This is a genomic window from Polynucleobacter sp. MWH-UH25E (genome assembly GCF_018687095.1).
In the GTDB taxonomy this organism is placed as follows: domain Bacteria; phylum Pseudomonadota; class Gammaproteobacteria; order Burkholderiales; family Burkholderiaceae; genus Polynucleobacter.
In genome coordinates this window covers 974,982-1,000,365 of record NZ_CP061286.1, presented here as the reverse complement: position 1 = coordinate 1,000,365, position 25,384 = coordinate 974,982, and the positions used below count along the sequence as shown (strand labels likewise).

At 44.2% G+C, this 25,384-nt stretch carries 33 protein-coding genes; 6 read left to right on the top strand and 27 right to left on the bottom strand.

The window, feature by feature from the left end; genetic code table 11:
• Positions 1-11 precede the first annotated feature (11 nt).
• The 16 genes from ccmI to ICV39_RS05255 all read right to left on the bottom strand — a co-directional run bounded on the left by ccmI (position 12) and on the right by ICV39_RS05255 (position 12,486).
• The gene (ccmI, locus tag ICV39_RS05330; RefSeq protein ID WP_215389125.1) at positions 12-1,196 is read right to left on the bottom strand and encodes a c-type cytochrome biogenesis protein CcmI; all 1,185 of its coding nucleotides are present in this window, start codon (positions 1,194-1,196) and stop codon (positions 12-14) included.
• Positions 1,197-1,200: 4 nt separating this feature from the next.
• Positions 1,201-1,674 (bottom strand): cytochrome c-type biogenesis protein, encoded by a 474-nt coding sequence (locus ICV39_RS05325; protein ID WP_215389123.1) that lies wholly within the window; start codon positions 1,672-1,674, stop codon positions 1,201-1,203.
• Positions 1,671-2,201 (bottom strand): DsbE family thiol:disulfide interchange protein, encoded by a 531-nt coding sequence (locus ICV39_RS05320; protein WP_215389121.1) that lies wholly within the window; start codon positions 2,199-2,201, stop codon positions 1,671-1,673. The genes ICV39_RS05325 and ICV39_RS05320 overlap by 4 nt, the downstream gene beginning before the upstream one ends.
• Positions 2,198-4,117, bottom strand: a complete 1,920-nt coding sequence (locus tag ICV39_RS05315; RefSeq protein ID WP_215389119.1) for a heme lyase CcmF/NrfE family subunit — start codon at positions 4,115-4,117, stop codon at positions 2,198-2,200. Before ICV39_RS05315 ends, ICV39_RS05320 begins: the two co-directional genes overlap by 4 nt.
• Positions 4,114-4,548, bottom strand: a complete 435-nt coding sequence (gene ccmE / locus ICV39_RS05310) for a cytochrome c maturation protein CcmE (protein ID WP_215389118.1) — start codon at positions 4,546-4,548, stop codon at positions 4,114-4,116. Before ccmE ends, ICV39_RS05315 begins: the two co-directional genes overlap by 4 nt.
• Positions 4,545-4,733, bottom strand: a complete 189-nt coding sequence (gene ccmD, locus ICV39_RS05305) for a heme exporter protein CcmD (RefSeq protein ID WP_215389117.1) — start codon at positions 4,731-4,733, stop codon at positions 4,545-4,547. The genes ccmE and ccmD overlap by 4 nt, the downstream gene beginning before the upstream one ends.
• On the bottom strand, positions 4,733-5,509 hold the full coding sequence (locus ICV39_RS05300; RefSeq protein WP_215389116.1) for a heme ABC transporter permease: 777 nt from the start codon (positions 5,507-5,509) through the stop codon (positions 4,733-4,735). The genes ccmD and ICV39_RS05300 overlap by 1 nt, the downstream gene beginning before the upstream one ends.
• Positions 5,506-6,171 (bottom strand): heme exporter protein CcmB, encoded by a 666-nt coding sequence (gene ccmB, locus ICV39_RS05295; RefSeq protein WP_215389115.1) that lies wholly within the window; start codon positions 6,169-6,171, stop codon positions 5,506-5,508. The genes ICV39_RS05300 and ccmB overlap by 4 nt, the downstream gene beginning before the upstream one ends.
• Positions 6,168-6,815 carry a cytochrome c biogenesis heme-transporting ATPase CcmA gene (gene ccmA, locus ICV39_RS05290; protein ID WP_215389114.1) on the bottom strand — a complete coding sequence of 216 codons (648 nt, stop codon included), beginning with the start codon at positions 6,813-6,815 and terminating at the stop codon, positions 6,168-6,170. Before ccmA ends, ccmB begins: the two co-directional genes overlap by 4 nt.
• 192 nt (positions 6,816-7,007) lie before the next feature.
• Complete coding sequence (locus ICV39_RS05285) at positions 7,008-7,559, bottom strand: flavodoxin family protein (RefSeq protein ID WP_215389113.1); 552 nt, start codon at positions 7,557-7,559, stop codon at positions 7,008-7,010.
• A 48-nt stretch (positions 7,560-7,607) separates the two neighbouring features.
• The gene (locus tag ICV39_RS05280) at positions 7,608-8,036 is read right to left on the bottom strand and encodes a DoxX family protein (RefSeq protein ID WP_215389112.1); all 429 of its coding nucleotides are present in this window, start codon (positions 8,034-8,036) and stop codon (positions 7,608-7,610) included.
• A gap of 26 nt (positions 8,037-8,062) precedes the next feature.
• Positions 8,063-8,482: a MarR family winged helix-turn-helix transcriptional regulator gene (locus ICV39_RS05275; protein WP_215389111.1), complete on the bottom strand. Its 420-nt coding sequence runs from the start codon at positions 8,480-8,482 to the stop codon at positions 8,063-8,065.
• Between the two features lie 136 nt (positions 8,483-8,618).
• Positions 8,619-9,473 (bottom strand): metal-dependent hydrolase, encoded by an 855-nt coding sequence (locus tag ICV39_RS05270; RefSeq protein ID WP_371816518.1) that lies wholly within the window; start codon positions 9,471-9,473, stop codon positions 8,619-8,621.
• A 105-nt stretch (positions 9,474-9,578) separates the two neighbouring features.
• Positions 9,579-11,015: a transglycosylase SLT domain-containing protein gene (locus tag ICV39_RS05265; RefSeq protein ID WP_215389110.1), complete on the bottom strand. Its 1,437-nt coding sequence runs from the start codon at positions 11,013-11,015 to the stop codon at positions 9,579-9,581.
• A 6-nt stretch (positions 11,016-11,021) separates the two neighbouring features.
• Positions 11,022-11,432: a carboxypeptidase-like regulatory domain-containing protein gene (locus ICV39_RS05260; RefSeq protein WP_215389109.1), complete on the bottom strand. Its 411-nt coding sequence runs from the start codon at positions 11,430-11,432 to the stop codon at positions 11,022-11,024.
• A gap of 73 nt (positions 11,433-11,505) precedes the next feature.
• Positions 11,506-12,486 (bottom strand): quinone oxidoreductase, encoded by a 981-nt coding sequence (locus tag ICV39_RS05255; protein WP_215389108.1) that lies wholly within the window; start codon positions 12,484-12,486, stop codon positions 11,506-11,508.
• Positions 12,487-12,597: 111 nt separating this feature from the next.
• Here ICV39_RS05255 and ICV39_RS05250 point away from each other — a divergent pair, with 111 nt between their 5' ends.
• The gene (locus ICV39_RS05250; protein WP_251372628.1) at positions 12,598-13,497 is read left to right on the top strand and encodes a histone deacetylase; all 900 of its coding nucleotides are present in this window, start codon (positions 12,598-12,600) and stop codon (positions 13,495-13,497) included.
• 8 nt (positions 13,498-13,505) lie between these two features.
• Here the strand turns inward: ICV39_RS05250 and ICV39_RS05245 are convergent, their stop codons facing one another.
• Entirely contained in the window at positions 13,506-14,048 is a 543-nt protein-coding gene (locus ICV39_RS05245; RefSeq protein WP_215389106.1) for a phasin family protein, read from the bottom strand.
• 108 nt (positions 14,049-14,156) lie between these two features.
• The gene (locus ICV39_RS05240; RefSeq protein WP_215390805.1) at positions 14,157-14,816 is read right to left on the bottom strand and encodes a hypothetical protein; all 660 of its coding nucleotides are present in this window, start codon (positions 14,814-14,816) and stop codon (positions 14,157-14,159) included.
• Between the two features lie 212 nt (positions 14,817-15,028).
• Here ICV39_RS05240 and ahpC point away from each other — a divergent pair, with 212 nt between their 5' ends.
• Together ahpC and ahpF are read left to right on the top strand one after the other, a co-directional pair.
• Complete coding sequence (ahpC, locus tag ICV39_RS05235; RefSeq protein ID WP_173956236.1) at positions 15,029-15,592, top strand: alkyl hydroperoxide reductase subunit C; 564 nt, start codon at positions 15,029-15,031, stop codon at positions 15,590-15,592.
• 100 nt (positions 15,593-15,692) lie between these two features.
• On the top strand, positions 15,693-17,273 hold the full coding sequence (gene ahpF / locus ICV39_RS05230; RefSeq protein WP_215390804.1) for an alkyl hydroperoxide reductase subunit F: 1,581 nt from the start codon (positions 15,693-15,695) through the stop codon (positions 17,271-17,273).
• Between the two features lie 82 nt (positions 17,274-17,355).
• Here ahpF and ICV39_RS05225 read toward each other — a convergent pair whose 3' ends face one another.
• The 3 genes from ICV39_RS05225 to ICV39_RS05215 are packed head-to-tail and all read right to left on the bottom strand — an operon-like array spanning position 17,356 to position 18,859.
• Entirely contained in the window at positions 17,356-17,904 is a 549-nt protein-coding gene (locus ICV39_RS05225; protein ID WP_215390803.1) for a DUF3833 domain-containing protein, read from the bottom strand.
• Positions 17,901-18,464, bottom strand: a complete 564-nt coding sequence (locus ICV39_RS05220) for a chalcone isomerase family protein (protein ID WP_215390802.1) — start codon at positions 18,462-18,464, stop codon at positions 17,901-17,903. Before ICV39_RS05220 ends, ICV39_RS05225 begins: the two co-directional genes overlap by 4 nt.
• Positions 18,464-18,859 carry a thiol-disulfide oxidoreductase DCC family protein gene (locus ICV39_RS05215; protein WP_215390800.1) on the bottom strand — a complete coding sequence of 132 codons (396 nt, stop codon included), beginning with the start codon at positions 18,857-18,859 and terminating at the stop codon, positions 18,464-18,466. The genes ICV39_RS05220 and ICV39_RS05215 overlap by 1 nt, the downstream gene beginning before the upstream one ends.
• A 59-nt stretch (positions 18,860-18,918) precedes the next feature.
• On the opposite strand from ICV39_RS05215, the gene ICV39_RS05210 reads away from it, so the two are divergent.
• Positions 18,919-19,614, top strand: a complete 696-nt coding sequence (locus ICV39_RS05210) for an SDR family NAD(P)-dependent oxidoreductase (protein ID WP_215390799.1) — start codon at positions 18,919-18,921, stop codon at positions 19,612-19,614.
• Between the two features lie 7 nt (positions 19,615-19,621).
• Here the strand turns inward: ICV39_RS05210 and ICV39_RS05205 are convergent, their stop codons facing one another.
• The 3 genes from ICV39_RS05205 to ICV39_RS05195 are packed head-to-tail and all read right to left on the bottom strand — an operon-like array spanning position 19,622 to position 21,590.
• Complete coding sequence (locus ICV39_RS05205) at positions 19,622-19,783, bottom strand: DUF2256 domain-containing protein (protein WP_215390798.1); 162 nt, start codon at positions 19,781-19,783, stop codon at positions 19,622-19,624.
• A gap of 5 nt (positions 19,784-19,788) precedes the next feature.
• Positions 19,789-21,324, bottom strand: coding sequence for a cryptochrome/photolyase family protein (locus ICV39_RS05200; RefSeq protein ID WP_215390797.1), 1,536 nt, complete (start codon positions 21,322-21,324; stop codon positions 19,789-19,791).
• Positions 21,321-21,590, bottom strand: a complete 270-nt coding sequence (locus ICV39_RS05195; RefSeq protein ID WP_215390796.1) for a TIGR03643 family protein — start codon at positions 21,588-21,590, stop codon at positions 21,321-21,323. Before ICV39_RS05195 ends, ICV39_RS05200 begins: the two co-directional genes overlap by 4 nt.
• A gap of 108 nt (positions 21,591-21,698) precedes the next feature.
• Between ICV39_RS05195 and ICV39_RS05190 the strand changes: the two genes are divergently transcribed.
• Together ICV39_RS05190 and ICV39_RS05185 are read left to right on the top strand one after the other, a co-directional pair.
• Positions 21,699-21,995: an HNH endonuclease gene (locus tag ICV39_RS05190; RefSeq protein ID WP_251372739.1), complete on the top strand. Its 297-nt coding sequence runs from the start codon at positions 21,699-21,701 to the stop codon at positions 21,993-21,995.
• An 83-nt stretch (positions 21,996-22,078) separates the two neighbouring features.
• Positions 22,079-22,840, top strand: a complete 762-nt coding sequence (locus tag ICV39_RS05185; RefSeq protein ID WP_215390794.1) for an SDR family oxidoreductase — start codon at positions 22,079-22,081, stop codon at positions 22,838-22,840.
• A gap of 49 nt (positions 22,841-22,889) precedes the next feature.
• Here the strand turns inward: ICV39_RS05185 and ICV39_RS05180 are convergent, their stop codons facing one another.
• The 3 genes from ICV39_RS05180 to ICV39_RS05170 all read right to left on the bottom strand — a co-directional run bounded on the left by ICV39_RS05180 (position 22,890) and on the right by ICV39_RS05170 (position 25,376).
• Positions 22,890-23,945: an alpha/beta hydrolase gene (locus ICV39_RS05180; RefSeq protein ID WP_215390792.1), complete on the bottom strand. Its 1,056-nt coding sequence runs from the start codon at positions 23,943-23,945 to the stop codon at positions 22,890-22,892.
• Positions 23,946-24,030: 85 nt separating this feature from the next.
• On the bottom strand, positions 24,031-24,426 hold the full coding sequence (locus ICV39_RS05175; protein ID WP_215390791.1) for a VOC family protein: 396 nt from the start codon (positions 24,424-24,426) through the stop codon (positions 24,031-24,033).
• A gap of 23 nt (positions 24,427-24,449) precedes the next feature.
• A complete protein-coding gene (locus ICV39_RS05170; RefSeq protein ID WP_215390790.1) occupies positions 24,450-25,376 on the bottom strand; it encodes a hydroxymethylglutaryl-CoA lyase in 927 nt (308 codons plus the stop codon).
• Positions 25,377-25,384: the final 8 nt, after the last annotated feature.

Sequence of the window (25,384 nt, the reverse complement as noted above, 5' to 3'; positions counted from 1 at the left end):
AAATTCAGTAATTACGGATAAACCTGATTAACCAAAATGCTCACCTTAGATGAGCCAAGCTTTACGGTTTGCGTATCCGATATCAAATCTCCTGGCTCAGCCTTAGCCATACCCGTCTTTGAGATTCTAACTTCAACACTGACCTCAGAAAGCTGAGAAATCCGCTTATTAGGATTCATAGCTAATGAATCATCCAATACAAAGCTAAATGGAAATTTAGTGACTGGCACTTTAAGAACTGCCACTGGCATACGCTCACCTGGCTGCCTTGCAATCACCATCAACATATCACCTGGCTTGAGCTTGGACTTCAGCTCAGGAGCTAAATCAATTTGACCAGTGATTGTTTTTCCAGCAAGCGCAGGGGAGTTGGAAAGCCCACCTTTAGAACGCGCATCTTCAATAGAGGCGGCGATCGCACGTGCCTCATCCGACCCTGGAGGCAGTAGCTTTGCGAGTCGCCCCCAAGTTTCCGCTGCCGCAGAATAATTTCCACTCGTATATGCAGAAGTACCAGACAACCACAGAGCCAATAAATTATTAGGATCCAATTTGAGTGCTTGCTGAATTAATTGCAGTGGCTTACCTTTGAAACTTCCATTGGCAGTACCAACCAAAACATCCGCATACTCAGCCAGAAGCTCGGGATCGTCGTTAATGAAATTACCTGCACGCGCATAGGCTTTTGCAGCATCTTCATTGCGTCCCAAGATGCGATAAGAGCGAGCCAACATTGCCCACCCTTTTAAATTATCTGGATCCTTTTCCATCTTCAGCGCGAAATCAGCAACCATTTGCTCAACGCCCGCCTGAGTCATAGGCTTTTGATCATTTCTTTGCGCCACTCGAAATACGTCACCCAAGACGAGATATAGAGCGGAGGATAAAAGCACGACAAATACGATCAAACCAATAATGACCTTTTTAGCGGAGCCCATCGTAGCTTTATCATCTTCAACTTCGGCATCCTGAAAAAGACGCTGACGCATCTCAGCATGACTCATCTCATATTCTTGAGCATCAATTCTTCCGGCAGCCTGCTCTGCCGCCAACTTTTCTAACTCTTCTTGATAGATAGCGGCATTCATTTGACGGCGTGATGTACTTTCTTCCCCTTTACTAAAGATGAATGGTCTGAGCAATAAGACCAGCACTACTACCAATAGAAGAAATGCGGGAATGAAAAAGCTAATCATGAGGTCAATCCCGATCATTCTTAGAAAGCGTATTTAGAAGAGCATCAATCTTTTGATTGTCTTCAGCGCTCAGTTCTTTTGCGGCCACATTAGTATTGCGACGGCGTAAGTAGGAAAACAAAAAACTAATGCCCATCAGCAAAATCACAAACGGACCGATCCACAAAAGCCAAGTAATTGGCTTGACGGGTGGACGATACAGCACAAAATCACCATATCGCTCCACCATAAAACTACGAATCTGCTCATCACTCTTACCTTCTTTGATGAGCGTACGAATTTCTCTACGAAGATCGTTTGCTAGATCAGATCTGGATCCCGCCAAAGATTCATTTTGGCAAACTAGGCAGCGCATTTCTTCGGAGATGCTAATCAGACGCTGCTCTGTTACAGGATCATCCGCCAGTGGTGCAGCATCATTTGCATATGTCACCTGCAATATAAAAATGGAAGCAATCGCCAAGAAAATGGATTTCATGATTTCTTGATCTCACGAATTAATGGGTATATTTTTTCGTTCAAGACCTGCATAGTGATGGGGCCAATATGCTTGAATCGAATAATGCCCGCCTGATCGATGATGTATGTTTCTGGAACGCCATACACACCATAATTAATTCCCACTCGGCCATTCCCATCAAATGCTGATAGTACGTAGGGGTCACCTTGACGTTGCAACATTGCTAAAGCATCTTCACGTTTATCTTTGTAATCGAGCCCAACAACTGGTGCTACCCCAGACTTTGATAGCTCAACCAAGACTGGATGCTCCTCACGACAAGCGACGCACCAAGATGCCCAGACATTCAGAACCCAAACTTGGCCCTTCATGCTGACTGGAGAAAATGTTTTATTGGGCTGAGCTAGTTGCGCAACCTCAAAAGCAGGTGCTGGCTTATTAATAAGAGGTGAAGGAACCTCACGTGGATCACGGTTAAGGCCAATGCCCAAAAATACCACTAAGACAATAAACAAAAGCAATGGGATTAAAAATTTAACTTTCATGACGAAGCCTTCTTTAATTTCATGCGATAACGTTTATCCATCATCGCAAAGATTCCGCCCAAAGCCATTAATAGGCAGCCACCCCAAATCCAATCTACGAATGGCTTGTAATACACGCGCACAGCCCAGGCCTTATCACTTAATTCCTCACCCAGAGATACATAAACATCTCGAGTTAAACCAATATCGATTGCCGCCTCCGTCATTGGCATCGTTGATGAGAAGTAGTTACGCTTTTCAGGGTACAGAATAGCTTGGGTCGATCCATTCTTGCTTAAGGTGAATGTGCCACGCATTGCCTGATAGTTGGGTCCAGGGACAAGCTCAACGCCCTCTAGTTGAATTTGATAGCCCCCAACGCTTACCGTGTCACCGGCAAGCATGCGTACATCTTTCTCTTCTTGATATGCGCCCACCATGGTTACGCCAATAACAAAGATCGCGATGCCAAGATGCGCAATTTGCATACCAATAAAGGAGCGTGTTGGCTTACCCAATTTGATCTGACGCAGAATTTGCAAAGAGCCAGAAGCAATAATCCAAAAAGCCAATAAGAAGCCAAGTCCCGCTAACCAGGTGAACTGGCCCATGATTAAAGGAATCGCTACACCTGCAATCACGGCAACCAAACCTGCAGACCACAAACGCTTGAGCACTGATATCAACTCAGTATTTTTCCAATTAGCCCATGGTCCAACACCCATTAACACTAAGAGCGGTACCATGATTGGGACAAAAACACTATTGAAGTAAGGAGGGCCTACTGAAATTTTTCCCAAGTGGAGAGCGTCTATCAACAAAGGGTAAAGAGTCCCAAGCAATACAGAGCCTGCAGCAACCACTAAGAACACATTACCTAACAAAATAAAAGTTTCTCTTGAGCTCAAGCTAAATTTGCCGCCCAAGGTATTTTTGGGTGCGCGCCACGCATACAAAGTTAATGATGAGCCCACTACCAAGGATAGGAATATCAAGATAAATATTCCACGTCTTGGGTCGGTAGCAAATGCATGAACGGAAGTAAGTACGCCAGAGCGCACTAAGAATGTTCCCAACAATGAGAGTGAGAAAGCGGTAATTGCTAAGAGTACAGTCCAGCTCTTAAAGCCACCACGTTTTTCTGTTACCGCCAAAGAGTGTAATAAAGCTGTGCCAACTAACCACGGAATAAATGATGCATTCTCAACAGGATCCCAGAACCACCAGCCACCCCAACCAAGTTCGTAGTAAGCCCACCAAGATCCCAGTGCGATACCCAGCGTTAAAAATATCCAAGCTGCTGTTGTCCACGGACGTGACCAGCGAGCCCATGCTGCATCCAATCTTCCAGAAAGCAAAGAGGCAATTGCAAAAGCAAACGCTACTGAGAAACCAACATACCCCATGTACAACATCGGCGGATGGAACACCAAGCCAGGATCTTGTAGCAAGGGATTTAAAGATCGTCCATCTTGTGCGGCAGGTAATAAACGCTCAAAAGGATTTGATGCAGAGAGTACAAATAACAATAGACCACTGCTTACTAAACCTAAAATACCGATGACTCTCGCAACCATAAACTCATCTAAGGCTTTTGAAAGCTGGGCAACCAAAATAGTCCAAGTGCCTAATAAAAAGATCCACAGTAATAAAGAACCCTCATGACCGCCCCATACCGCACCTAAACGATAAATTACCGGTAACTGTGAATTCGAGTGCTCTGCCACATAAAGAACAGAGAAGTCGTTAACGTAAAAACTCCACGCGAGAGTTCCAAAAGCAATTGCCAACAGTAGAAATGCGGTTTGCGCAGCGGGTCTTGCAAGCACTAAAAATTCGCGACGGCCATAATGCGCGCCCACCAAAGGCAAGATACCCTGTATTAAAGCTACACAAAGCGCTAGGATCAGCGCGTAATGCCCAAGCTCAGGAATCATTTTTGACTTCCATTTTTCTGCGCTTGCTCTAGAGCATGCTTCGCTTCAGGGGGCATATAGTTTTCATCATGCTTCGCAAGCACTTCACTTGCGACAAACTCACCATTAGTGTTAAGACGTCCTTGTATCACAGCGCCCTTACCTTCTTTAAATAAATCCGGCAAGATACCGGTATAAGACACAGAAATATCTTTCACCATATCGGTGATCACAAAGTGCACAGTCAAACCATCGCGCTTCAATGAACCGTCTCTCACCATACCGCCGATCCGAAATGCTTGACCTTGCGGAGCTTTGCCAGCAGCAACTTCGCTTGGCGTTACATAAAGAGCAATATTGCTATTTAGCGCATTCAAAATAAGTAAAGCTGCTATAGCAATCACTGCTAGAGCAGCGACAATGATGAGTGCACGTTTATGTCTTGGCTTCACTGGCGACCCTCTTGATCAAACTGCTCCGCTAAGCGCTCTTGCTGAAGTCTTTGAATGACGGCTTTCCTGCGAATACAAATGTTAATCGGCTCAATGAGCATCACTAAAACGCACACCCCAAAGCTGCACCATACATACAGGGCGTAACCGCCCATTGCAAAAAACTCTGCTGGACTATTCCACATTAGCCATTTACCTCTTTTACTTCATGTAACTGCTTCACCCAATCCGCATGAGCTTCACGCTCCAGAATGATTGTGCGCACCCGCATTAACCCTACCGCAATTGAATACATCCAAAAACAAAGCGCCATCATCAACATTCCCCACAACATCGTTTGCGCCATTGCAGGAGCTTTCGTTAATGAAACTGAGGCGCCCTGATGCAAGGTATTCCACCACTTCACCGAGAAATAAATAATTGGCACATTCACAACACCGACTAAAGCCAAGATTGCACCTGCTTTATCAGCTCTACGTGGGTTATCAATAGAGGCTTGTAACGCGATAAAACCCAAGTACAAAAATAACAAAATTAATTCTGATGTCAGGCGCGCATCCCAAACCCACCATGCGCCCCACATTGGCTTACCCCAAAATGCACCAGTCCATAAGGATAGAAATGCCATCCAAGCACCAACGGGTGCTAAGGCTTGAGCCATCATTGCAGACAAACGTGTATTAAAGATGAGGCCTATTCCCGCCCAAGCCGCCATCACGATATAAATAAACATCGACATCCAAGATGCAGGAACATGAATAAAAATGATGCGGTAGCCCTGTCCTTGCACAGCATCAACAGGCGCAACAAAAAAACTAATCCACAGTCCGATCGCACCAAAGATTGCAGTTAAGACCCAGAAGAAAGGGATGAGCTTACCCGCCACCGGATAGAAGATGCTTGGGCTTGATAACTTAAACCAATTGATCAAGCGGCTATTAGAAAAAGTATTCTCTGTCATTCAATTGCAATCTTTACGGCGCTGGCGCTGACCCACGGTACAAATGCTAAAGCCAAAATGAAAATAGCGCCCAAGAGCGAAAAATGTCCTGAAGCATCCAAGCCAACATTATTCGCATATACCGCGCCAGCACCGAAAATTAATACTGGAGTATAGAGAGGCAATATCAGCAAACTCACCAGCAAACTTCCTCCACGCACACCCAAGGTCAGAGCCGCACCAATAGAACCTAATAAAGACAAAACTGGGGTACCCAATAGAAGCGTTCCCATTAATACATACAGAGAGCTTTTATCTAAGTCAAACTGAATACCAATAACAGGTGCCAAGATCACAAGCGGCAAACCGCACACAATCCAATGCGCCATAATTTTTCCCGCGACAATCATCACCATTGGCTGAGGTGACAATGCCATTTGCTCGAGAGCGCCATCCGCATAATCAACTGCGAACATCCGATGCAGCCCCAGTAAAGTCGACAACAAAGCCGCCACCCAGATCACTCCTGGCGCAATCTTGCGCAAGAGTGCCGCATCAGCACCAATGCCCAGCGGGAAAAGACTAGTGACAACTACAAAGAAGAATAACGCGGTAAGCACTTCACTCTTACGGCGTGCCACTAATAATAAGTCACGACGAACAACTGCAAATAGGGCGCTCATAGATCCAGCACCCTTACGCCAGGAACGCTGACTGCCTGGTGGCTAGTCAATACCAATAAGCCACCTGATGCTAGATGTTCAGTCATTAGCTCTTCAAGCTGAGCAACTGCGTTTACATCAAGCGCATTAAAGGGCTCATCTAATATCCACAATTTCGCTTGACGCGTAAGCATACGCGCCATCAATACCCTGCGCTTCTGTCCAGCCGACAAACAATTGACTGGCAAACTTTCACGGCCACGCAATCCAAAACGCCACAATGCCGCCAATGCTTTTTCAACAGGCAATGCAATTCCATCAAGCTCAGCATAAGTTTGAAGATTCTCAAGGGCGGTTAACTCTTCCTTAAGAGCATCCCGGTGACCTAAAAACAATAGTTCGCGGTGGTATCGATCAGTCTGTTTTGAGATGGATTCTTGATTCCACAAAATCTGGCCTGCATCGGGCTTCGATAAGCCAGTCAATAAGCGCAGCAAACTGGTTTTTCCAACGCCATTTTCGCCACGTACATGAAGACAATCACCCGAGGACAAATCAAAACTGAGCTTAGAGAATAATTTTCGCTCCCCACGTACACACGCCAAATCTTGAGCTTGTAGAGTCAAGCTGTCGTTACTGGAGGTCGAGGAAAAATGGGCTGTCATGAGGGCTTAGGGCTTGAATCAAACCGCCAAACGCATTGTCCAAGAGCCCCTATTGGCTGTCAAACGTACAGAAAGGGATTTTTAGAGAATAATCTCTTTTAATTCAATTGCTTACGCCATTATAAGCCCTGTCTCTCCGAAAAGAAAAAACCACCCGAAGGTGGTTTTCCATAAGCCAAAAATAAAAGTCGTTTATTTCAAGCGTTTTGTGATTTCGGCAATGCGCTGACCATAGAGTCTGGCAGTCTCAAGATCGCCAGGGTTCACCTCATCGGCCCCAGCATCTGATGGGGTTTGCATCATCGCACCAGCGAATGAGCCAACATAGTTCACGTCATCACGTTTTGCCGCTTTGGAGTTTGACGGCATTAAACCAGTACCAACCCACAAGCCAGAATGTTGCATCGCCAAGGTAAAGAAATAGTGCAATGTTGAATGCTTATCGCCATTCATCGTTGCGGAGTTTGTGAAACCACCAAACACCTTATCTTTCCATTGCTGTGAAAACCATGGCTTTGAACTAGCATCGGCAAATTTCTTAAATTGCCAGCTCACGGTACCCATATAAGTTGGCGATCCAAATACAATCGCATCAGCTTCATTTAAAGTTGTCCACTGTGCATCGGTAAGATTACCTTCAGCATCAATAGCAACCAAAGTACCGTTTGCACCTTTTGCAACCGCTTCCGCTTGCTTTACTGTGTGGCCATAGCCACTATGAAATACAACAGCTACTTTTGTCATTTCATTCTCCTATTAATACCGTATGAATATTGTTTATTAAGTTACTAATTAAGACTCATTTGCCTTGTTTTTAGCATCGATAGAAAATCCACCAGCGCCAAAAACAGTCAACAACAACAAGCCACCAGCCATACTCAAATTCTTCATAAACATAATATTCTGGATGTAGGCTTGATCAGCAGGAACCGCCCAGAAATTATGAAAAATAAAGGCGGCAACCACTGAAAAACCAGCCAGCAAGAAACCTGCTACACGGGCTTTGTAGCCGATCACCACAGCAATTCCACCTAACACTTCCAAAGCGATTGTGAGGGTAGCCAATACCGCTGGAAGAGGTAAACCTTTTGATGCAATATAGCCAACTGTTCCATCAAAGCCAGAGAGCTTTGATAAGCCAGCAGAGATAAAAATTGCTGCTAATAAGATACGTGCTGTCAATGTCAATGGACCTGCGCTAGATTTGCAAACTGCGTTCATATTGATTCCTTTTCTTTATAAAAAATTTATTTGTCAAAAACAGTAGTTAGGGTTTGCAAAGCATCTGAAACGCTTGCAAGCTCTTTAACGCTTAATTGATTAAATGCTTTCCCCAGATGCTGCAAATGGGCTGGGAACACTCTTTCAAATAACTTCTGCCCTTCTTGAGTTAATCCAATCATCTGACTGCGTGCATCCTCTGGATTTAACTTACGCTCCAAGATGCCCTTTGATTCCAATCGCTCCAGTACACCTGTTAAGGTGCCTTTAGTAACCAAGGTTTTTTCACCCAGCTCCTTGCAAGTCATGGGCGGTTGATTACCTAATGTCGCAATGACATCAAACTGGGTCATGGTTAAACCCATAGATCGAAGATCTGGCGCTGAATACCGCTCAAATGCCTGATAGGCAGACACCAAATTTCTTAAAACGGGCAAAAAAGTCATATCGATTCAATTAACTCTAAAAGTACTAACTAGAACTAGTTTAGTACTAATTAGAACTAATTGCAATACCCACCTGTTTTCCCAATAAAAAACCCCACAATATATGTGGGGTTTGAGGTTTTGAGCTGGTAAGCCATCAAAACTGGACTGTTTCTCCCTCGGTCATAGGAATAATTTTGATATTGCTGCCTTTCATGGCAGCCTGGAACTCAGCCAACGTGCCCTTTGCCATTGGATTGGAGTTGTAATGCATTGGGATCACCATTTTTGGCTTCACCCAAGTTTTTAAAGCATAAGCCGCATCATCTGGCGCCATAGTGAAATTGCCACCAATCGGAATCAATACCAAGTCTGGCTTGTAATGCTCGCTAATGAATTTCATATCACTAAATAAGCCGGTATCGCCCATGTGCCAAATCTTGAATCCGTTCTCCAGTTCAATGATGTAGCCTACTGGCTCACCTGCAGGATGAGATTCCATTTTGTCAGTGGCTGGATTTTTCCAAACCAGCAAGGAAGAATGCTCAGCTTGTACTGCAGTTACTTTTACACCTGGCAATGGAGTAACTCGTCCAGTCTTATTAAAGCGCCAGCTAAGCTCTGGGGGTAATATTCCTAAAGTATTGAGTGGCGTCATCATATCTGCTGGGCCATACAACTTCACATTATTCGATTTAGCAACAGTCGGTGCATCACCAATATGATCGACGTGCGCATGGGTAACCAGCACAACATCAATTGGCCCAATGGCAGCAAGATCATTCTTATACTGCGGAGGTGTTTTAGGTCCGCCAGTAATCCAAGGGTCAATCAAAATCATCTTGCCTTCGGGTGTTTTAATCCGAAAACCAGCCTGGCCAAACCACAACAACTCTGTTTTACCTTGTGCACTAGGGGCACTCTGAGCATAGACAGAATGTCCGGTAATAAATAGCAAGGGAATCGCCAATGCAATACCAAGAGCTTGTTTAAGTGAATGACTTCCTATCATGCTGTCTCCTATGATCTTTTTATGTAACTTGGAAAACTATAGCGCAAATTGAAATCGTGAGTACTGCCATTTCTTATATGGCACTGCACCAATACTTAGGGCCGCTTAAGGCTGAATACTTTGAATCTTTTTAAGCTTTAACTCATAAGAAATAAAGTACTTATAGACGTTCCTCACGTAAACCATGGGCTCATAGCCCATATGCTCTGCCGCAGCAAACTCAACATTACCAAACCATTGGTCTGGATCAAATCCTTGCTGCTTAGCAAGATCCCTGGCCTTAGCAACATTATTGGGGCCGATATTGTATGAAGCCACGGCAAATATGGCGCGATTATTGCCGGCAAAATTGATATTTGGAAAATACTTTGTGATGAGCTCATTCATATAGTCAGCGCCTGCATGAATATTAGGCTCCAATAAATGAATATCCCCCACTTCAAGAGCATTGCCGGTAGTAGGCATGAGTTGCATTACACCTACTGCACCAACTTTACTTACGGCATTTTGATTGAGTAATGTTTCTTGAAAACCAAGCGATGCAATGAAAAGCGGATCAATTTTGTATTCAGCGCCATACTTATCAAAGAGCAAGCTCATAGACTCAAAACGCTCCCAAGCAGATTTTTCGACAGGATCTTTTAAACCCTTTGCATGATCTTTGTATTCTTGCTCATGAAATGCATCTAAGGCTTTATTAAATATATCAGTTCGATAAAACTCCGAAAGTTCTGCATTTAAGTCCGCATTACTGGCTCGAACAGCTGAGCCAACCCATCCTAAATCATCCGCATAAATATCATTGTGGATCTGCAATTGCTTATAAACCGGTTGCCACAGCCTGGCCTTCCAATCAGCAATGATGACAAATGGAATCAGGCCTGCATCCACCATCTCCAGCAAATCCTCATCATCCAAGACGCCTAAGGGGGAAACAAGATTAACAGGTGCCTTACCAGCCTTTTTCAAATCTTTGTTTAAGGGCTGCAAGGTGGCATCAAAATTAATATTGGGCCCACCATAGATAGTTTGCCCCGAAAGATCTTGAATGCTAGAAATATTGATTGAGCTGGGACCAGATATCAGCACTTCTCGATTAAATCGAAATGCATGATTGAGTAGAAACTCATTGGAATTTGGTAAGGATTGATTCACACCCAGATTACCAATCACGATATCAGCTTTACCGGAACTCAGGGCGGTAAAGAGCTCAGCTCTAGCAACAGGAATTAGCTTAACAGCAACTTTCTTCTTTCCTTGACCCACGTTTTTAGCATTAGCCCATGATTCATATACACGAGCCATATTCACTGCAAGCCCTCGAGGCGTTCCTTTATCGTTAATGTAGATTGTTCGGTCGTATGGAACGGCAACTCGGATCAATCCGCGCTCAAGCATCTGATCGTAAGTACCCAACCAAATTTCATCCCCAGAAGCCAACGAGGGGGATGATTGCGCATGAGATGGGGCGGAAATAAAGCAAAGGCTAGCAATCGCCAGCCAAGAAAATATTTTCTGCAGATTTGCGGGAATTAAAGACAAAACTACTTATTTCCAGAAAAGAGAGATTTTTTGTGATGCATTTGCTTTCACGCTTAACGCCCTTTTCTGCTCAACACCCTGATAACTTGCCTCAATAGAATAATCTCCCGGCTCCAAGTTAATCAGCATGTATGGGCCATCAGCCGAGACATTAAACACTACCTGCTTCTTGGTGTTAGTTATTTGAATATTGGCACCAAAGATCCATACCCCTCTACCATTCTCAATTTGAGATAACTCAAGTAGCACTGGCCACTGTTTTGCTTGAGCCAAAATCGCAACAGTCTCCTCCTCTCCAACTCCACCGGAAATGTAGGAGATGCCATTCGAATGCTGGGTAGCAGGAATTTGCGCAAACGCAAAACCTCCCAGGACAAATAACAAGCATGTGCAAGTATGTTTAAGCAGTGTTCTCATCCTTTAATATTACAACTTGCGCACAAAATAAAAAAGCCCTGCTGAGCAGGGCTTGAATTGAGGCGCTGTTGATTTAAGGAATCATCACGATTGCGCCAGATACTTTTCTACCCTCAGCGGCACGGTGCGCATCCGCAGCCTGCTCCAGGGGGAATTTAGCGCCAAGCTGCACTTTGACATACCCTTTAGAAATTGCATCAAATACTGCCTTCGCATTTTCTTGAAGCAAAGCATGTGTTGCATTGTGCGGGAAAACAGATGGTCTAGTTAAGAATAGGCAACCTTTCTTGTTCAAGATCTCTGGCTGAATTTCAGGAGCAGGACCAGAGGCTGCACCGAAGAGCGCAACAGTGCCAAAAGGTGCAGCGCAATCCAGGGAACCCAAGAACGTATCTTTAGCTACAGAGTCATAAACCACATTGGCTTTCTTGCCACCGGTTGCCTTTAAAACTTCCTCAACCCAATTTGGATTGGAATAATCTACTACCGCATCGCAACCCGCTGCTTTTGCTGCCGCTACTTTTGCTTGCGAGCCAACCGTACCAACCACAAAGGCGCCCAATGCTTTTGCCCAACCTGCCAAAATTTGGCCGACACCACCAGCAGCGGCATGTACCAAAACAATATCGCCTGCTTTCACTTTATAAGTCTTTTGCACCAAGTATTGCGCTGTCATTGCTTTAAAGAAAACCGCGGCAGCCACTTCATCAGACACATTGCTTGGAACGGGAACTAATTTATCGGCAGCCACATTACGTGCACTTGCATAAGCGCCGATACCAGCATTCATATACATAACGCGATCGCCCACTTTGAGTCCAGTCACGCCATCGCCTAATGCTTCCACCACGCCAACAGCCTCATGACCCAAGCCTGTAGGCAGATCCAATGGGTAAATCCCTGATCGTTGATAGACATCGATGAAGTTAAAACCAATCGCTGTTTGTCGCAATTGCACTTCACCTTTAGCTGGCGGAGGTAATTCTTTATCAATCAATTTAATTACGTCTGCACTGCCTAGCTTATCTAAGCTCACTACTCGCGCTTTAGTCACGTGTCACCTATTTATATTTGTTATGAGAAAAAATATCATACCCCAAAAGACATTCCTAGGCAGGAGTCGAAAAGCACGGCTAGAATGAATTAAACCGCCAACTGATTAGCCTTGAACGCCTACTATTCCGACCATTTTGTTTTACCTCTTCCGCCGGGACATCGCTTCCCGATGGAAAAATATTCTCGCTTGCGTGATTTGGTTAGTGAACTACCCAATCTTTTTCTAATCGAAGCTCCCGCTGCCAGCGATACGCAATTACTTTACGCCCATGACCCAAGCTATCTATTAAGAGTTGTAAATGGTAAATTAAGCGATGCCGAGCAAAAGGAGATTGGCTTTCCATGGAGCGAGAAAATGGTGGAGCGCTCTAGACGCTCCGCCGGCGCGACTATTGCCGCAGCTAAATCATCTATGCAAGATGGCATCTCAGGAAACCTTGCCGGCGGCACACATCATGCTTATCGTAATCGTGGCAGTGGGTTCTGCGTTTTTAATGATGCGGCGGTTGCCGCGTGCACCCTACAGAAAGAAATCAACCCTAAACTCAGAATTGCAATTGTTGACCTCGATGTTCATCAAGGTAATGGGACTGCTTCCATACTTCAACACGATTCTTCGATATTTACTTTATCTATTCACGGGGAAAATAACTTCCCATTCCAAAAAGAGGTAAGCGATTTAGATTGTGGCCTTCAAGATGGCTGTGATGACCAAACTTATTTGCAGACTCTCAACGATTGTCTTGATCAATTAGATAATCGATTTAAACCTGACTTTGTCATTTACCTTGCCGGCGCAGATCCCCATGAAGATGATCGCCTCGGTAGACTAAAAATCTCTAAAGAAGGAATGCAATTAAGGGATGAGGCCGTATTTCAATATGGCCTTGACCGAAACATCCCCATTGCATTTTCAATGGCAGGTGGTTATGGTAAAGAAATTACCTCCACCGTCGAAATCCACTATCAAACTATTCAAACCGCACTGCAGCTCCAGATGCGATATTGATGCCAGCCCTAGTCTTTGCCCTGCTTCTTCTTTGAAGAACCTTTAGTGGTAGATAAGTTGGTGACACTCTCAACACTCTTTTCAAAGTTTGCGAATGAATCAGCCATTGCAGCGCGCACTAATTCAAAATTCTGAAGCGCATTATTAAATGAGGTCTTGAATACAGATACGTATGCCTCACTGCCAACGGGTGCGTTATTGGTCGCATCATTTACAAAATGAATCAGATCAGCCTTTGAATCTTGAATCATCTCTTCAGCGATTTCAGACAATTCTTTATTTCCGCTTCGGAGCACGTCTAGCAACTGCTGGTGATAGTGAGCAACTTCTTTAGCAGCGTCTTGCAAAACCTCAGCATGAACAAAATCAAATGCCGTTTTTGGGTCTTGCGTTTTCATGAGATCAGAAACCCGCTTTTGAATTAATTCAGCGAATTCTTGGGCTACCTTTTGATTAATGCTAGCAATCGCTTGCGCACTTTCCATGGCAACTCGACTTACTGCCTTACTGGCGTCTATCGCCTTTTGCGGACTTTTGCTCAACCCCTCCATAAGAGATATTGGTATATACCAATCTACTCCGGTTTTGGGGTGTTGCTATAGAGAAATACCAGTAGAGCCTGACTTACAGAGATACCAGGCTCTTATTTTTGAGGGCTGTTATTTGGCGGGAGTAGCCGATGTCGGTTTCTTTGGCATGCTTTTTAAGGTAGCGGCATCGTTCAATTGCTGATCCACCAAATACAAAGCACCACCCCAGTTTGCCTGTAAATCATAGCCAGATAACCCAACCGTATAAATCGTAATACTTGGGTTGAATGATCGAATCGTTCCGCCAGATCCGGCTGAGAAGTTTGCATCTACATCAATTCCGCCCTGCTGACCATCTATAGTGGAGAGTAAGAATTGATCAATCGCTGAAGCTGTCTTAAAAATGACAACTTGATATTGCGTTTGATAGCCTGCTCCAAGACCTTCGCCTGTTTTAAGGTCTTGCATAAAGACGGGCTCTTTGCGACGCTTGTCGAACAATACGCCCTCGCCACGCGCTACGACTATCAACACAATATTGACATTGGTTGCATCAAAAACCGCATACCCTGCTGCCGCATCAATTTCTTTCTTGACTGCTGGGTTTTGCTTGAGCAAAGCATCCAATCCCGTTTGCGCCATCTTCAGAGTAGCCTCGCGCTTTTGAATGATCTCTTCTTGAGTAAGCGGTTTGCCATCTTTTCCAGTGGACTGACAACCTGAAAGTGCAATAAGAGCAAAGGCAATTAAGGAAATTGGCTTTGCAAGCCTGAGAAATGAAACGTGCATAAAGATGTCTTATTAAAGTGGTTATCAAAGGAATTGAACTAAGCCATCATTATCCCGCTTTTTAGGGGTTTATAACCCAGTTTTTGTTATCTAATAAATCGATTATTTATATCAATATTATTTGTTATACAAATATCAAGATAGTGCCTAGAATGGACTCCGTTGTCACAGTTTTTCACGAATCATTTAGTTAAAAAAGGAAAAGGAGCACCATGTCTATTATCAATACAGCCGTACAACCATTCAAAACCGAAGCGTTCCACAATGGTAAGTTTGTAACTATCACTGACGAGACCCTCAAGGGCAAATGGTCAGTTCTCATTTTCATGCCAGCAGCATTTACATTTAACTGCCCAACTGAAATTGAAGACGCAGCTGAGAACTATGCTGAGTTCCAAAAATTAGGTGCTGAAGTGTATATCGTTACAACTGACACGCATTTCTCACACAAAGTTTGGCATGAGACATCTCCTGCTGTTGGTAAAGCAAAGTTCCCTCTCGTTGGCGACCCAACACACACATTGACAAACGCATTTGGCGTACATATTCCTGAAGCAGGTTTGGCATTGCGTGGCACATTCATCATCAACCCAGAGGGCGTGATCAAGACAGCTGAGATTCACTCTAATGAAATCGCTCGTGATGTTTCTGAAACATTGCGTAAGCTCAAAGCCGCTCAATACACAGCCGCTCATCCAGGTGAAGTATGCCCAGCAAAATGGAAAGAAGGCGCAGCTACTTTGACTCCATCTTTGGACCTCGTAGGCAAGATCTAATCGATCGATCTTAACCAATCAGACTCTCTCCGGAGAGTCTATTGGAGAGGACAAGATCCTGCCCAATGGACTCACTGAAATTTACACAAAGGATGTCACCATGTTAGATAACAACATTAAGACCCAATTAAAAGCGTATTTTGAAAAGATTGTTTCACCAATCACACTAATTGCATCGCTAGACGATAGCCCTGCTTCCGCACAAATGCGTGAGCTACTCAATGAAGTGGCTGAGCAATCAGACAAAATTACAGTAGCAACTAACGGTAGCGATAAAAATGTACCGAGCTTTACTGTTAGCAAGACCGGTGAAGCAGCCCGTATTCGCTTTGCTGGCCTGCCAATGGGCCATGAAATGACTTCATTCATTTTGGCAATCTTGCAAGCCAGCGGCTATCCACCAAAAGTGGAAGAAGATATTCTGGCGCGTATTCGTAAATTGGATGGCAAGTTCCGTTTCCAAACATTTATCTCCTTGTCATGCCATAACTGCCCAGATGTAGTTCAGGCACTCAACTTGATGGCTGCGCTTAACCCCAATATCGAACATGAAATGATCGATGGCGCCCTTTTCCAGCCATTGGTAGATCAATATCAAATCATGGCTGTACCAACAGTGATCTTGAATGGCGAAGTCTTTGGCCAGGGTCGCATGGGTGCAGAGGAAATTATTGCCAAACTCGACACTGGTAGCGCCGAAGAAGAGGCGGCCAAGCTAAATGCCAAGGGTGACTTTGATGTTTTAATCGTTGGCGGCGGCCCTGCTGGATCAGCGGCAGCAATTTATGCGGCTCGTAAAGGTATTCGTACGGGCATTGTTGCTGAGCGTTTTGGTGGCCAAGTAATGGATACCTTAGGCATTGAGAACTTCATCTCCGTTTCACATACTGAAGGCCCTAAATTAGTTCAAGCTCTTGAACAGCACGTCAAAGACTATGAAGTCGACATCATGAATTTGCAACGTGCTAACGCATTGCGTAAAACTAACTCTGGCATTGAAGTAGAAATGGCGAATGGTGCAGTATTAAAAAGTAAATCCGTCATCATTAGCACCGGCGCACGCTGGAGAGAAATGAATGTTCCTGGCGAACAAGAGTATCGCAACAAAGGCGTTGCCTACTGCCCACACTGTGATGGCCCTTTATTCAAAGGTAAGCGCGTTGCAGTAATTGGCGGGGGTAATTCTGGGGTTGAGGCAGCAATTGATTTGGCAGGTATTGTGAGCCATGTCACCTTGATTGAGTTTGATAATCAATTGCGTGCTGACGCTGTATTACAGAAAAAGCTATTAAGCCTAACTAATGTGACCGTTATCAAGAGCGCGCTTACTAAAGAAGTATTGGGCGATGGCAGCAAGGTTAACGGCCTACGCTATCAAGATCGCACTAATAATGCCGAACATACAGTTGAGCTAGAAGGCATCTTTGTACAAATTGGTTTGTTACCAAACACCGAATGGCTCAAAGGGACGATAGAACTATCTCCACGCGGAGAGATTATGGTGGATGCAAAAGGTGAAACCTCTGTTCCAGGCGTATTTGCAGCAGGCGATTGCACCACCGTTCCCTACAAGCAAATCATCATTGCCATGGGCGAAGGTGCAAAAGCTTCTCTAGGCGCGTTTGATTACTTGATTCGCCATTCGGTTACCGAGGAAGAGCCGGCTGAGGTTGCTGCATAAGTAGCATTATTCGCAGCAACAAAATAAAAACCCCAGAGTCATGTCTGGGGGTTTTATTTGGGTAATCCGTTATCTATTGACATTAACGCTTGTAGAAGCTCAGAGTCACCTCGCCAAGCTCAATACCAAACTTGCTCATCTTGGCTTTATTGATCATCACTTTTGAGTTCATGAGATACATCCAGTCGTCGAACTGAACGTGATAGATCGTGCCATCCACAGGTAGCGCTAGCGTATAAGCCCAATTGAGGGCATTACCTGCAGCAGTGCCACTAGCATCACCCACTACATCGTCAGCTCTGCCAACATACTTGCCCGGTGAAACTTCGGTAATCACCCAAATACGCTTTTGTTTAGTGCCATCTGAATATTCAAAACTCTCATCCAAAGTGCCTACTTTTTTGCCATCCACTACTTTCCAACTAGCCTGCATTAGCACGGTAAAACGCTTGACCACCTCACCACTTCGATTCGTGAAAATGCCGTAAGCGTCAATCGTGCCATTGAAATACTCACTTAAATCAAGAGTTGGCTTTTCATTGGCATATTGAGATACCTGAGGTCCCGCGCACCCTAATAAAAGAGATGAGCAGAAAATGAATGTTGATAGACTTTTAGATAAGCTTTTCATTGCTTACACGACTCCTGCAATAAAGGTGGCGGGCAGTGTTGCCCCAATAGTTGCTCCCGTAATTTGGGAGCACTGGTTTTTGGATCAAGCCAGATCCCAAAAAATGCTTTTGAAAAATCCGCGCCAGCAATTTGCGCCAACGGATTCCCATCGAAATAGAAAGTAGTTCCTTGTTTGGGGTTATAGATTGCTGTCAAACTTTGACCTGGTTCTACGTTTGGCAAAAATATCGCCAATTGCTTTCCCCAAAGCTGGGCTTGGGTATCAGGAACACCTAACTTACTCATTTCCTCTGCAGAGCGATTGGCAATAGCAAGCCCACTCAGAGATTTGTGATACTGAAGATGTAAGGCAAACTCAGGTGAGCTGAACGAGCCAGCTCGATAAAAGCTGGCATCATAAATATGCAAGCCCCACCAAGTAAGCTTGCCACTTCCTTGAAGTTTTGCAGGATTGAGCACCTGGTCTATGTATACCAGATCACGGGCAAAACTAGTGAAGTTCATTGCATAAGCCACCAGCAGTACTGCAGCCAAAAATAACTTTGCAAAATATTTCATTATTTTTTCTGTACCAAACGTAAAGCAATAGGTCCAATGACACTGGAAATCGCATGCCGATTTTTAGCAAAGACTTGATAAGAAAATCTCAGAAATGGTTGCAGAGATTTTCTGGAGAAAAGCCAGGTTAAAAAACGAAGGTTGGCCCTTCTGTAGGCCTCAGGGAATACCGCCGCACCTTGAACCAGGGAACCATCAGCATACTGTCCATACATTGCAGCTAAGGCTTGCTCACAAGTAACCCCGACTTTTTCAGGATCATATTGGCTCGAGTGGATATCCACAAAGCGCAATAGATTTTCTTGATTCCGGCCAGATAAAAACAAAATTTCAGCCTGGCACAAAGGGCATGCGCCATCGTAAAACAAGGTGAGTTGTTGTAAATTGCCAGCCATGAAGCAAGTGTAAGACTTATTGAATAAACTGGCAGGGCAACAATTAATTTAATAAAACTTTGCAAATTCTATCCAAGCCCTTTCGCGCACTAGTCATCGGCTCCTCGGGAACGATTGGATCAGCATTTGTTGAGCTTCTAAACAATGACCCTTCTTGTATCGGGGTTGCAGGTATTCACCGTAAATCTATACCCGCCATTGATTATCTCGATCCCGAGACTATTCAAACTTGTGCAAGCTCGCTAGCCCAACAAGATCCCTATCAGCTAATTATTAATACGATCGGAGTTTTGCATACAGATCGCTGGATGCCTGAAAAACGATTGGATGACCTCAAGTCTGAACAGCTCATTGAGCTTATGCAAATAAACGCCATTGGACCCGGATTAACCATGCGTCATTTTTTACCTCTATTAGATCCCTTGGGAAGTTTGATGGTGACGCTTTCCGCAAAGGTGGGCAGCATTGAAGATAACCGTCTTGGAGGTTGGTATAGCTATCGTAGCTCTAAAGCGGCATTGAATATGCTCATCAAAACAGCTTCGATTGAGCTTGCAAGGACCAAACCCAATATTGCCCTTATCGCAATGCATCCTGGCACTGTGAACTCTAGGCTATCCAAACCATTCAAGGGCCAACAAATCGGTAGACCCGCAATTGATGCCTGTACCGATATGCTAAATGTCATGAAGAGCATTGAGGCAAAAGATTCTGGTGGCTTTATTTCTTACTCTGGAGAAAGGTTGCCCTGGTAAGAACGGTCTAGGCTTGAGAATTACCAGAGCGCTTCCGGCAGGCATCAGAGCAGTACTTAATCGACTCCCAGTTTTTCTCCCAAGACTTTCGCCAAGTCATTTCCTTTTTACAAACAACACAAATCTTTCTTGGTAGGTAAGATTTATTACCCTTAAAAGATGACTTCATGGAATTTATAAATGATTCAGATTATTTAATACTTGTTGGGCATGCTCAACTATTGCAGATTGATCGGCATCATTTATCTTCTTCAGATTTGCCGTCATCAATCGCGTACGCGGATTGCTATCAAATTGCTTGCGATGTTTGATTAAGAAATTCCAGTATAGAGTTGTCACAGGGCAAGCATTTTCACCAAACCGTACATCAGGCTTATATTGACAGCCCCCACAGTAGTTACTCATGCGCTTAATGTAAGCGCCACTGGCGATATAGGGCTTGCTTGTAAAACGTCCGCCATTAGCAAATAAGGCCATTCCAGCAGTGTTGGGTAACTCAACCCACTCAATCGCATCTACATAAACTGCTAAATACCAATCACAGACAGCGGACGGCAATATCTCGGCCAATAATGCAAAGTTGCCAGTTACCATTAGGCGCTGAATATGGTGAGCATATCCATATTTGAGTGTATGACCAACGGCATCTTGCATACAACGCATTTTTGTTTTGCCAGTCCAATACCAATCCGGCAAAGCGCGTTGATGGCTATAGTAATTATCTTGGGCCATTTTGGGCATATCAAGGTAATACATACCCCGAACAAATTCACGCCAGCCCAATATTTGACGAATGAATCCCTCAACAGTTGATAGATCAAGGGAATATTTCTTCCAAGCATCCAAGACGGTAGAAATAACCTCGCGTGGATTGAGTAGCTTGAGATTTAAGGAGCTCGACAAAATAGAGTGCCACCCATAAGGAGTGTCTGTCCACATCGCATCTTGGTAAATGCCAAAATTTCTGAGGCGATAGTCCACAAAGTACTGCAAAGCCTCCAAAGCCTGATCTCTGTTTACCGGCCAACGAAAGTGCTCAAGTGAACCTGGGTGCTCAGAATGATTTTCCTCCACATATGCAAGCACCTCTTTTGTAATTTCATCAGGCTCAAACAGAATAGGCGCCTCAATAATGCCGGGACCTGATTTAGGATATGGTTTGCGATTATCTTGGTCAAAGTTCCACTGACCGCCTTCGGGATTGCCCTCTTTATCCAAAAGAATGTTGTGCGTTTTACGCATGAGCCTGTAGAAAAACTCAAGACGTAACTCTTTTTTATTGGCGGCCCACTCTCTAAACTCCCGATGACTGCAATAAAAGTGTTCATCCTCGCGCATATCTAACTGCAGACCAGAGCCTTTCGCTAAATCTTCAATGGCAATCTTAAGGCGCCACTCTCCAGGCTCGACACAAATTAAATGAGTAATATTTTTTTGCTTTAATAATGTTTTGAGGGTATCGACTATCGATAATTTTGAGTCGCGTACGTAATGAACTGCATATCCTTCTCCGACAAGTTCTTTAGCAAAGTGGCGCATAGCCGATAGAAATAAAGCAATCTTGGCTTTGTGGGACAATACCACTTGAGCCTCTGGGATTGACTCAATCATCACTACTTCATCATGCTTAAAGTCAAAATCCTTTAAAGCAGAGCTCTGCCTATCCAGCTGATCGCCAAGAATCAACACCAGTCTTTTAGGTTTGCTCATTTATTCTTATATTGAGTTGGGCAATAAGCACGTTGAACCAATTTGCTTCGGAGTGCTATATGCTTTGTGACTCTGCCGGAGACTCGCTCTCTCCATAAATCAAATGAACCCCTCTTGAGTTCTCGGCGCATTAATTGAATCACTTGAGGCTCTGAATATCCAAATGTTGCTTCAATGGCTTCAAATGGCGTTCTATCCTCCCAAGCCATCTCGATCAGGCGGGATAGGTCTGATTCGGATAGGGATTTAGATGGAACTTTTGCCATCCTGCAAGTTTAAGACTTATTCAATAAACTCGTATTGATCCATTAATTCTGCAATTCAAGATGATTGGCAAAATTCGTCGAAAATTGATCTCGCAAGCCCCAAGGGAAATGACAAAGTTCCAAGAGGTCATATGCCCGATTTGTGATCGCCCGATTCCAGCATCCCAGCAGGATGCTCACCACCTTATTCCCAAATCCAAAGGTGGCAGAACCACAGAATTTCTGCATCGCATTTGTCACCGTCAAATTCATGCCCTCTTTACCGAAACTGAGTTAGCCAACCAATTTAATAATGCAGTCGCTCTACAAGACCATCCTGAGATGCAACGATTTATTCAATGGGTCAAAACGAAGCCCAATGCGTTTTATGAAAGAACGCGCAAAAGCGCGCGCATCAAAAACTAAGGTCAGGGACTTCATTTAGCGTAGACTGACGCTAAATGAATAAAAAGTATTAATTCATTAAGAGACAAACTAAGAAAGACATCATGACCCAAATAAAAACTAAAGTAGCCTTAGTTACTGGCGCTGGCGCTGGTATTGGACGAGCAGCCGCCAAGGCCCTATTAAAAGGCGGCTATCAGGTTGTGCTCACAGGGCGAAATTTAGAGAAATTGCAGAAAGCAATTGTTGATATTGGCGGCAACAATGAAAACTGTCTTGCTGTGTCATGCGATGTGGGCAATCCAGAGCAAGTAAAAAAGCTATTTGCAGAAACAAAAGCAAAGTTTGGTCGCATTGATGTTCTATTTAATAATGCAGGCATGGGTGCACCCGCTATTCCAATGGAAGATTTAACGTATGAACAGTGGATGAATGTGGTTAATGCCAATCTGTGTGGCGCCTTTCTGTGTTCTCAAGAAGCTATTCGCATGATGAAAGCGCAATCACCACAAGGCGGCAGAATTATTAATAATGGCTCAATCTCAGCACATGCGCCCAGACCCATGTCGGCACCCTACACCGCTACTAAACATGCTATTAGCGGACTTACAAAAACAATCGCTTTAGATGGTCGTCCGTTCAACATTGCTTGCGGGCAAATCGACATTGGCAACGCCGCCACTGAAATGACTGAGCGTATGGCTGCAGGCATCATACAAGCAGATCAATCAATCAAGGTAGAGCCCCGTATGGATGTTGATCATGTTGGTCAGGCAGTACTTCATATGGCACAACTTCCTTTAGAGTCCAATATTCTGAATATGACCATCATGGCAACCAAAATGCCTTTTGTAGGTCGAGGTTAACTCCGCATTCACCTCTGGTAACTAAAAAGCCACCCTAGGGTGGCTTTTGTTATTTCTCTGGCTTGAAATTGCTATCCAAAAAGTCTTGAACCCCAGTGAACATCAGCATGCGGTTTTTTTCCATGATGATGGTATGGGTGCCTTCGCTAATCTGCAACATGATTTTGTATGGCGCATTCTCTAGCTTTGTGTAGTACTCATACATCATGTAACTTGGCAAGTCTGCATCCCATTCAGCATGTACCAGCATGACTGGCACACGAATATCTTTAGGATCGTAAACAGGGATACCTGCAGTCCAAAACTCACGTGCATCTTGAACAGTGCCATTTGGCGCACGCAATTTTTTAGGGTTTTGTGTTTTGCCCCAGGGGTCAGTCTCAAATGTAGCTTCCGCCCACTTCTCAAACCAACCTTCAGGTATTAAGCTTGCTTTTGCGCTTTCAGGAACCCCAGTTAACCAACGATTTTTCGCATCTGCGACGGAAGCCACACGATAGGCACCCAATTGACCGCCTTTATCAGTCAACGGCGCTCCACCCTGACGCAACCATTGTGGAGCGTAGAGAACCAATTTGTTTACTTTTTGATTATTAAGAGTTGTGTATTTACCCATGATGGTTGTACCCCAAGACCAACCAAGTAAATTAAGTTTATTGATGTTGCGTTTAGCAAGAATGTAATCAACAGCGCTAGAAACGTCACGAACAGCAACATCAGTGCGCACTATTGGCGGATTTTGATCTGCTGGTTGATCCATTTCCGGTGGACGAGTAGATTTGCTGTAACCACGTAGATCGACCAACCAGACGTCATAACCCCTAGCAGCAATATATTCCATCCAAGAAGTGCCGCCCAGAGATAAATCAAAAGCTGTTTCAGCTGGATAGGTTGAACCATGGACATACAGCAACGTTTTCTCTGGAGAGAATTTTTTCATTCCCGCCAAATGTTTATTGCGCACGTACAGGGAGATGCCTGGTGTATCGCTCTGAATCATGTACTCATTCATTTCGATTTTCCCTGCGGCAAATGCTTGGGAATATCCAACCGAAACGAGCAAGCTAAAAGCAAATAGCTTGAGTGCTTTGATGATTAATTTCATATTGTCTCCAAGATACTTTTTTTGTTTTAACTACTCTACACCAGATTCTTGGAAACACCATCTGCTACTCGGAAAACTTAGGGAATTACCGAATGAGCTCGCTAATCTCTATAAGATTTAAATCAGGGTCACGTACATAGACAGAATTAATCTTTGATGTCGCACCTGTCCGTATAACTGGACCCTCAATGATTGGCCATTGCTCTTTTTCTAAGCGGGCAATTACCTCGGTTAATGGGCGATCAGCGATAAAACATAAATCTAGTGAGCCAGGTGTTGGGATATTGGCTTTGGGCTCAAATTCCTTACCCTTGATATGCAGATTAATTTTCTGATTACCAAATAGAAACGCCTTGCGTTCCACTGGAGGGGTGCCACCAATAAATGATTCCAACTTCATATCAAGCACACGCGTATAAAAATCTATACACGCAGCTTCATTAGCTGTTGTTAACACTAAATGGTCTAAGTGATCAATCATATAAGCCCTTTATTTTCCCCTGCTTACTTAAGATCATTTATATATCCTGGGGCAGGATGTAAATCACAACTACGCCCCGCTTTGGCAACTTGACCTGGAACGGTGTGACCGACGATTTCTGGCAACTCTCTAGCTAACTCTAATAATTTAGGGATATTTATACCCGTGTCATATCCCATAGCATCCAACATATGAATGGCATCTTCGCTGGAAATATTGCCGCTAGCACCAGGCGCATATGGACAACCGCCTAAGCCGCCAAGTGAGCCGTCAAAACGAATGATGCCGCTTTGCACCGCTGCCAGCACATTGGCTAGCCCCATACCTCTCGTATTATGAAAGTGCATTGTCATTTGCAATTGAGGAAACTTCTTCTGCAAAGACTCGGACATTTTTGTAACTTGTGCTGGATTTGCCATGCCAGTGGTATCGCATATAGTTAAACCACGAGCTCCCAGATCAGCAAAGCGTTGGCAAAATTGCTCAACCACTTCCTGCGGTACATCGCCCTCCATTGGACAACCAAATGCCGTAGATAAAGAAACATTAATTGGCGTTTTTCCATCCACGTACTTAATTACTTCTGCCAAACCTGCAAAACTTTTTTCACGTGTCATGCGTAAATTAGCGAGATTGTGCGTTTCCGATGTGGACATCACTAGATTAAATTCATCTGCGCGAGATTCCAGGGCACGTTCTGCACCACGAAGATTGGGCACGAGGACCGTATATTCAACGCCAGGAACTCGTTTGATTTTGCCCATCACCTCTTCAGCATCCCTAAGCATCGGAATAGCCTTTGGAGAAGTAAAGGAGGTTACTTCGATTTTTGCGAAGCCACACTCACTCATAGCATCAATCAAGCGCACCTTATCCTCGGTTGGAATAAAGTTTGGCTCAATCTGAAATCCGTCTCTAGTGACTACGTCATTGAAATAAATTCTGGTCATGATCTTTT

Excerpts from the sequence above, each read along its gene's own strand:
- ICV39_RS05190 (WP_251372739.1), top strand. The coding sequence starts at position 21,699 with ATGACAAAGTTCCAAGAGGTCATATGCCCGATTTGTGATCGCCCGATT.
- ICV39_RS05245 (WP_215389106.1), bottom strand. The coding sequence starts at position 14,048 with ATGGAGGGGTTGAGCAAAAGTCCGCAAAAGGCGATAGACGCCAGTAAG.
- ICV39_RS05325 (WP_215389123.1), bottom strand. The coding sequence starts at position 1,674 with ATGAAATCCATTTTCTTGGCGATTGCTTCCATTTTTATATTGCAGGTG.
- ICV39_RS05175 (WP_215390791.1), bottom strand. The coding sequence starts at position 24,426 with ATGATTGATCACTTAGACCATTTAGTGTTAACAACAGCTAATGAAGCT.
- ccmB (WP_215389115.1), bottom strand. The coding sequence starts at position 6,171 with ATGAGCGCCCTATTTGCAGTTGTTCGTCGTGACTTATTATTAGTGGCA.
- ICV39_RS05300 (WP_215389116.1), bottom strand. The coding sequence starts at position 5,509 with ATGACAGAGAATACTTTTTCTAATAGCCGCTTGATCAATTGGTTTAAG.
- ICV39_RS05195 (WP_215390796.1), bottom strand. The coding sequence starts at position 21,590 with ATGGCAAAAGTTCCATCTAAATCCCTATCCGAATCAGACCTATCCCGC.
- ICV39_RS05240 (WP_215390805.1), bottom strand. The coding sequence starts at position 14,816 with ATGCACGTTTCATTTCTCAGGCTTGCAAAGCCAATTTCCTTAATTGCC.
- ICV39_RS05215 (WP_215390800.1), bottom strand. The coding sequence starts at position 18,859 with ATGGCTGGCAATTTACAACAACTCACCTTGTTTTACGATGGCGCATGC.
- ICV39_RS05185 (WP_215390794.1), top strand. The coding sequence starts at position 22,079 with ATGACCCAAATAAAAACTAAAGTAGCCTTAGTTACTGGCGCTGGCGCT.
- ICV39_RS05220 (WP_215390802.1), bottom strand. The coding sequence starts at position 18,464 with ATGAAATATTTTGCAAAGTTATTTTTGGCTGCAGTACTGCTGGTGGCT.
- ahpF (WP_215390804.1), top strand. The coding sequence starts at position 15,693 with ATGTTAGATAACAACATTAAGACCCAATTAAAAGCGTATTTTGAAAAG.
- ICV39_RS05170 (WP_215390790.1), bottom strand. The coding sequence starts at position 25,376 with ATGACCAGAATTTATTTCAATGACGTAGTCACTAGAGACGGATTTCAG.
- ICV39_RS05280 (WP_215389112.1), bottom strand. The coding sequence starts at position 8,036 with ATGAACGCAGTTTGCAAATCTAGCGCAGGTCCATTGACATTGACAGCA.
- ccmD (WP_215389117.1), bottom strand. The coding sequence starts at position 4,733 with ATGTGGAATAGTCCAGCAGAGTTTTTTGCAATGGGCGGTTACGCCCTG.
- ahpC (WP_173956236.1), top strand. The coding sequence starts at position 15,029 with ATGTCTATTATCAATACAGCCGTACAACCATTCAAAACCGAAGCGTTC.
- ICV39_RS05270 (WP_371816518.1), bottom strand. The coding sequence starts at position 9,473 with ATGATAGGAAGTCATTCACTTAAACAAGCTCTTGGTATTGCATTGGCG.
- ccmA (WP_215389114.1), bottom strand. The coding sequence starts at position 6,815 with ATGACAGCCCATTTTTCCTCGACCTCCAGTAACGACAGCTTGACTCTA.
- ICV39_RS05180 (WP_215390792.1), bottom strand. The coding sequence starts at position 23,945 with ATGAAATTAATCATCAAAGCACTCAAGCTATTTGCTTTTAGCTTGCTC.
- ICV39_RS05285 (WP_215389113.1), bottom strand. The coding sequence starts at position 7,559 with ATGACAAAAGTAGCTGTTGTATTTCATAGTGGCTATGGCCACACAGTA.
- ccmI (WP_215389125.1), bottom strand. The coding sequence starts at position 1,196 with ATGATTAGCTTTTTCATTCCCGCATTTCTTCTATTGGTAGTAGTGCTG.
- ICV39_RS05205 (WP_215390798.1), bottom strand. The coding sequence starts at position 19,783 with ATGAAGTCATCTTTTAAGGGTAATAAATCTTACCTACCAAGAAAGATT.
- ICV39_RS05260 (WP_215389109.1), bottom strand. The coding sequence starts at position 11,432 with ATGAGAACACTGCTTAAACATACTTGCACATGCTTGTTATTTGTCCTG.
- ICV39_RS05225 (WP_215390803.1), bottom strand. The coding sequence starts at position 17,904 with ATGAAAAGCTTATCTAAAAGTCTATCAACATTCATTTTCTGCTCATCT.
- ICV39_RS05320 (WP_215389121.1), bottom strand. The coding sequence starts at position 2,201 with ATGAAAGTTAAATTTTTAATCCCATTGCTTTTGTTTATTGTCTTAGTG.
- ICV39_RS05275 (WP_215389111.1), bottom strand. The coding sequence starts at position 8,482 with ATGACTTTTTTGCCCGTTTTAAGAAATTTGGTGTCTGCCTATCAGGCA.
- ICV39_RS05315 (WP_215389119.1), bottom strand. The coding sequence starts at position 4,117 with ATGATTCCTGAGCTTGGGCATTACGCGCTGATCCTAGCGCTTTGTGTA.
- ICV39_RS05200 (WP_215390797.1), bottom strand. The coding sequence starts at position 21,324 with ATGAGCAAACCTAAAAGACTGGTGTTGATTCTTGGCGATCAGCTGGAT.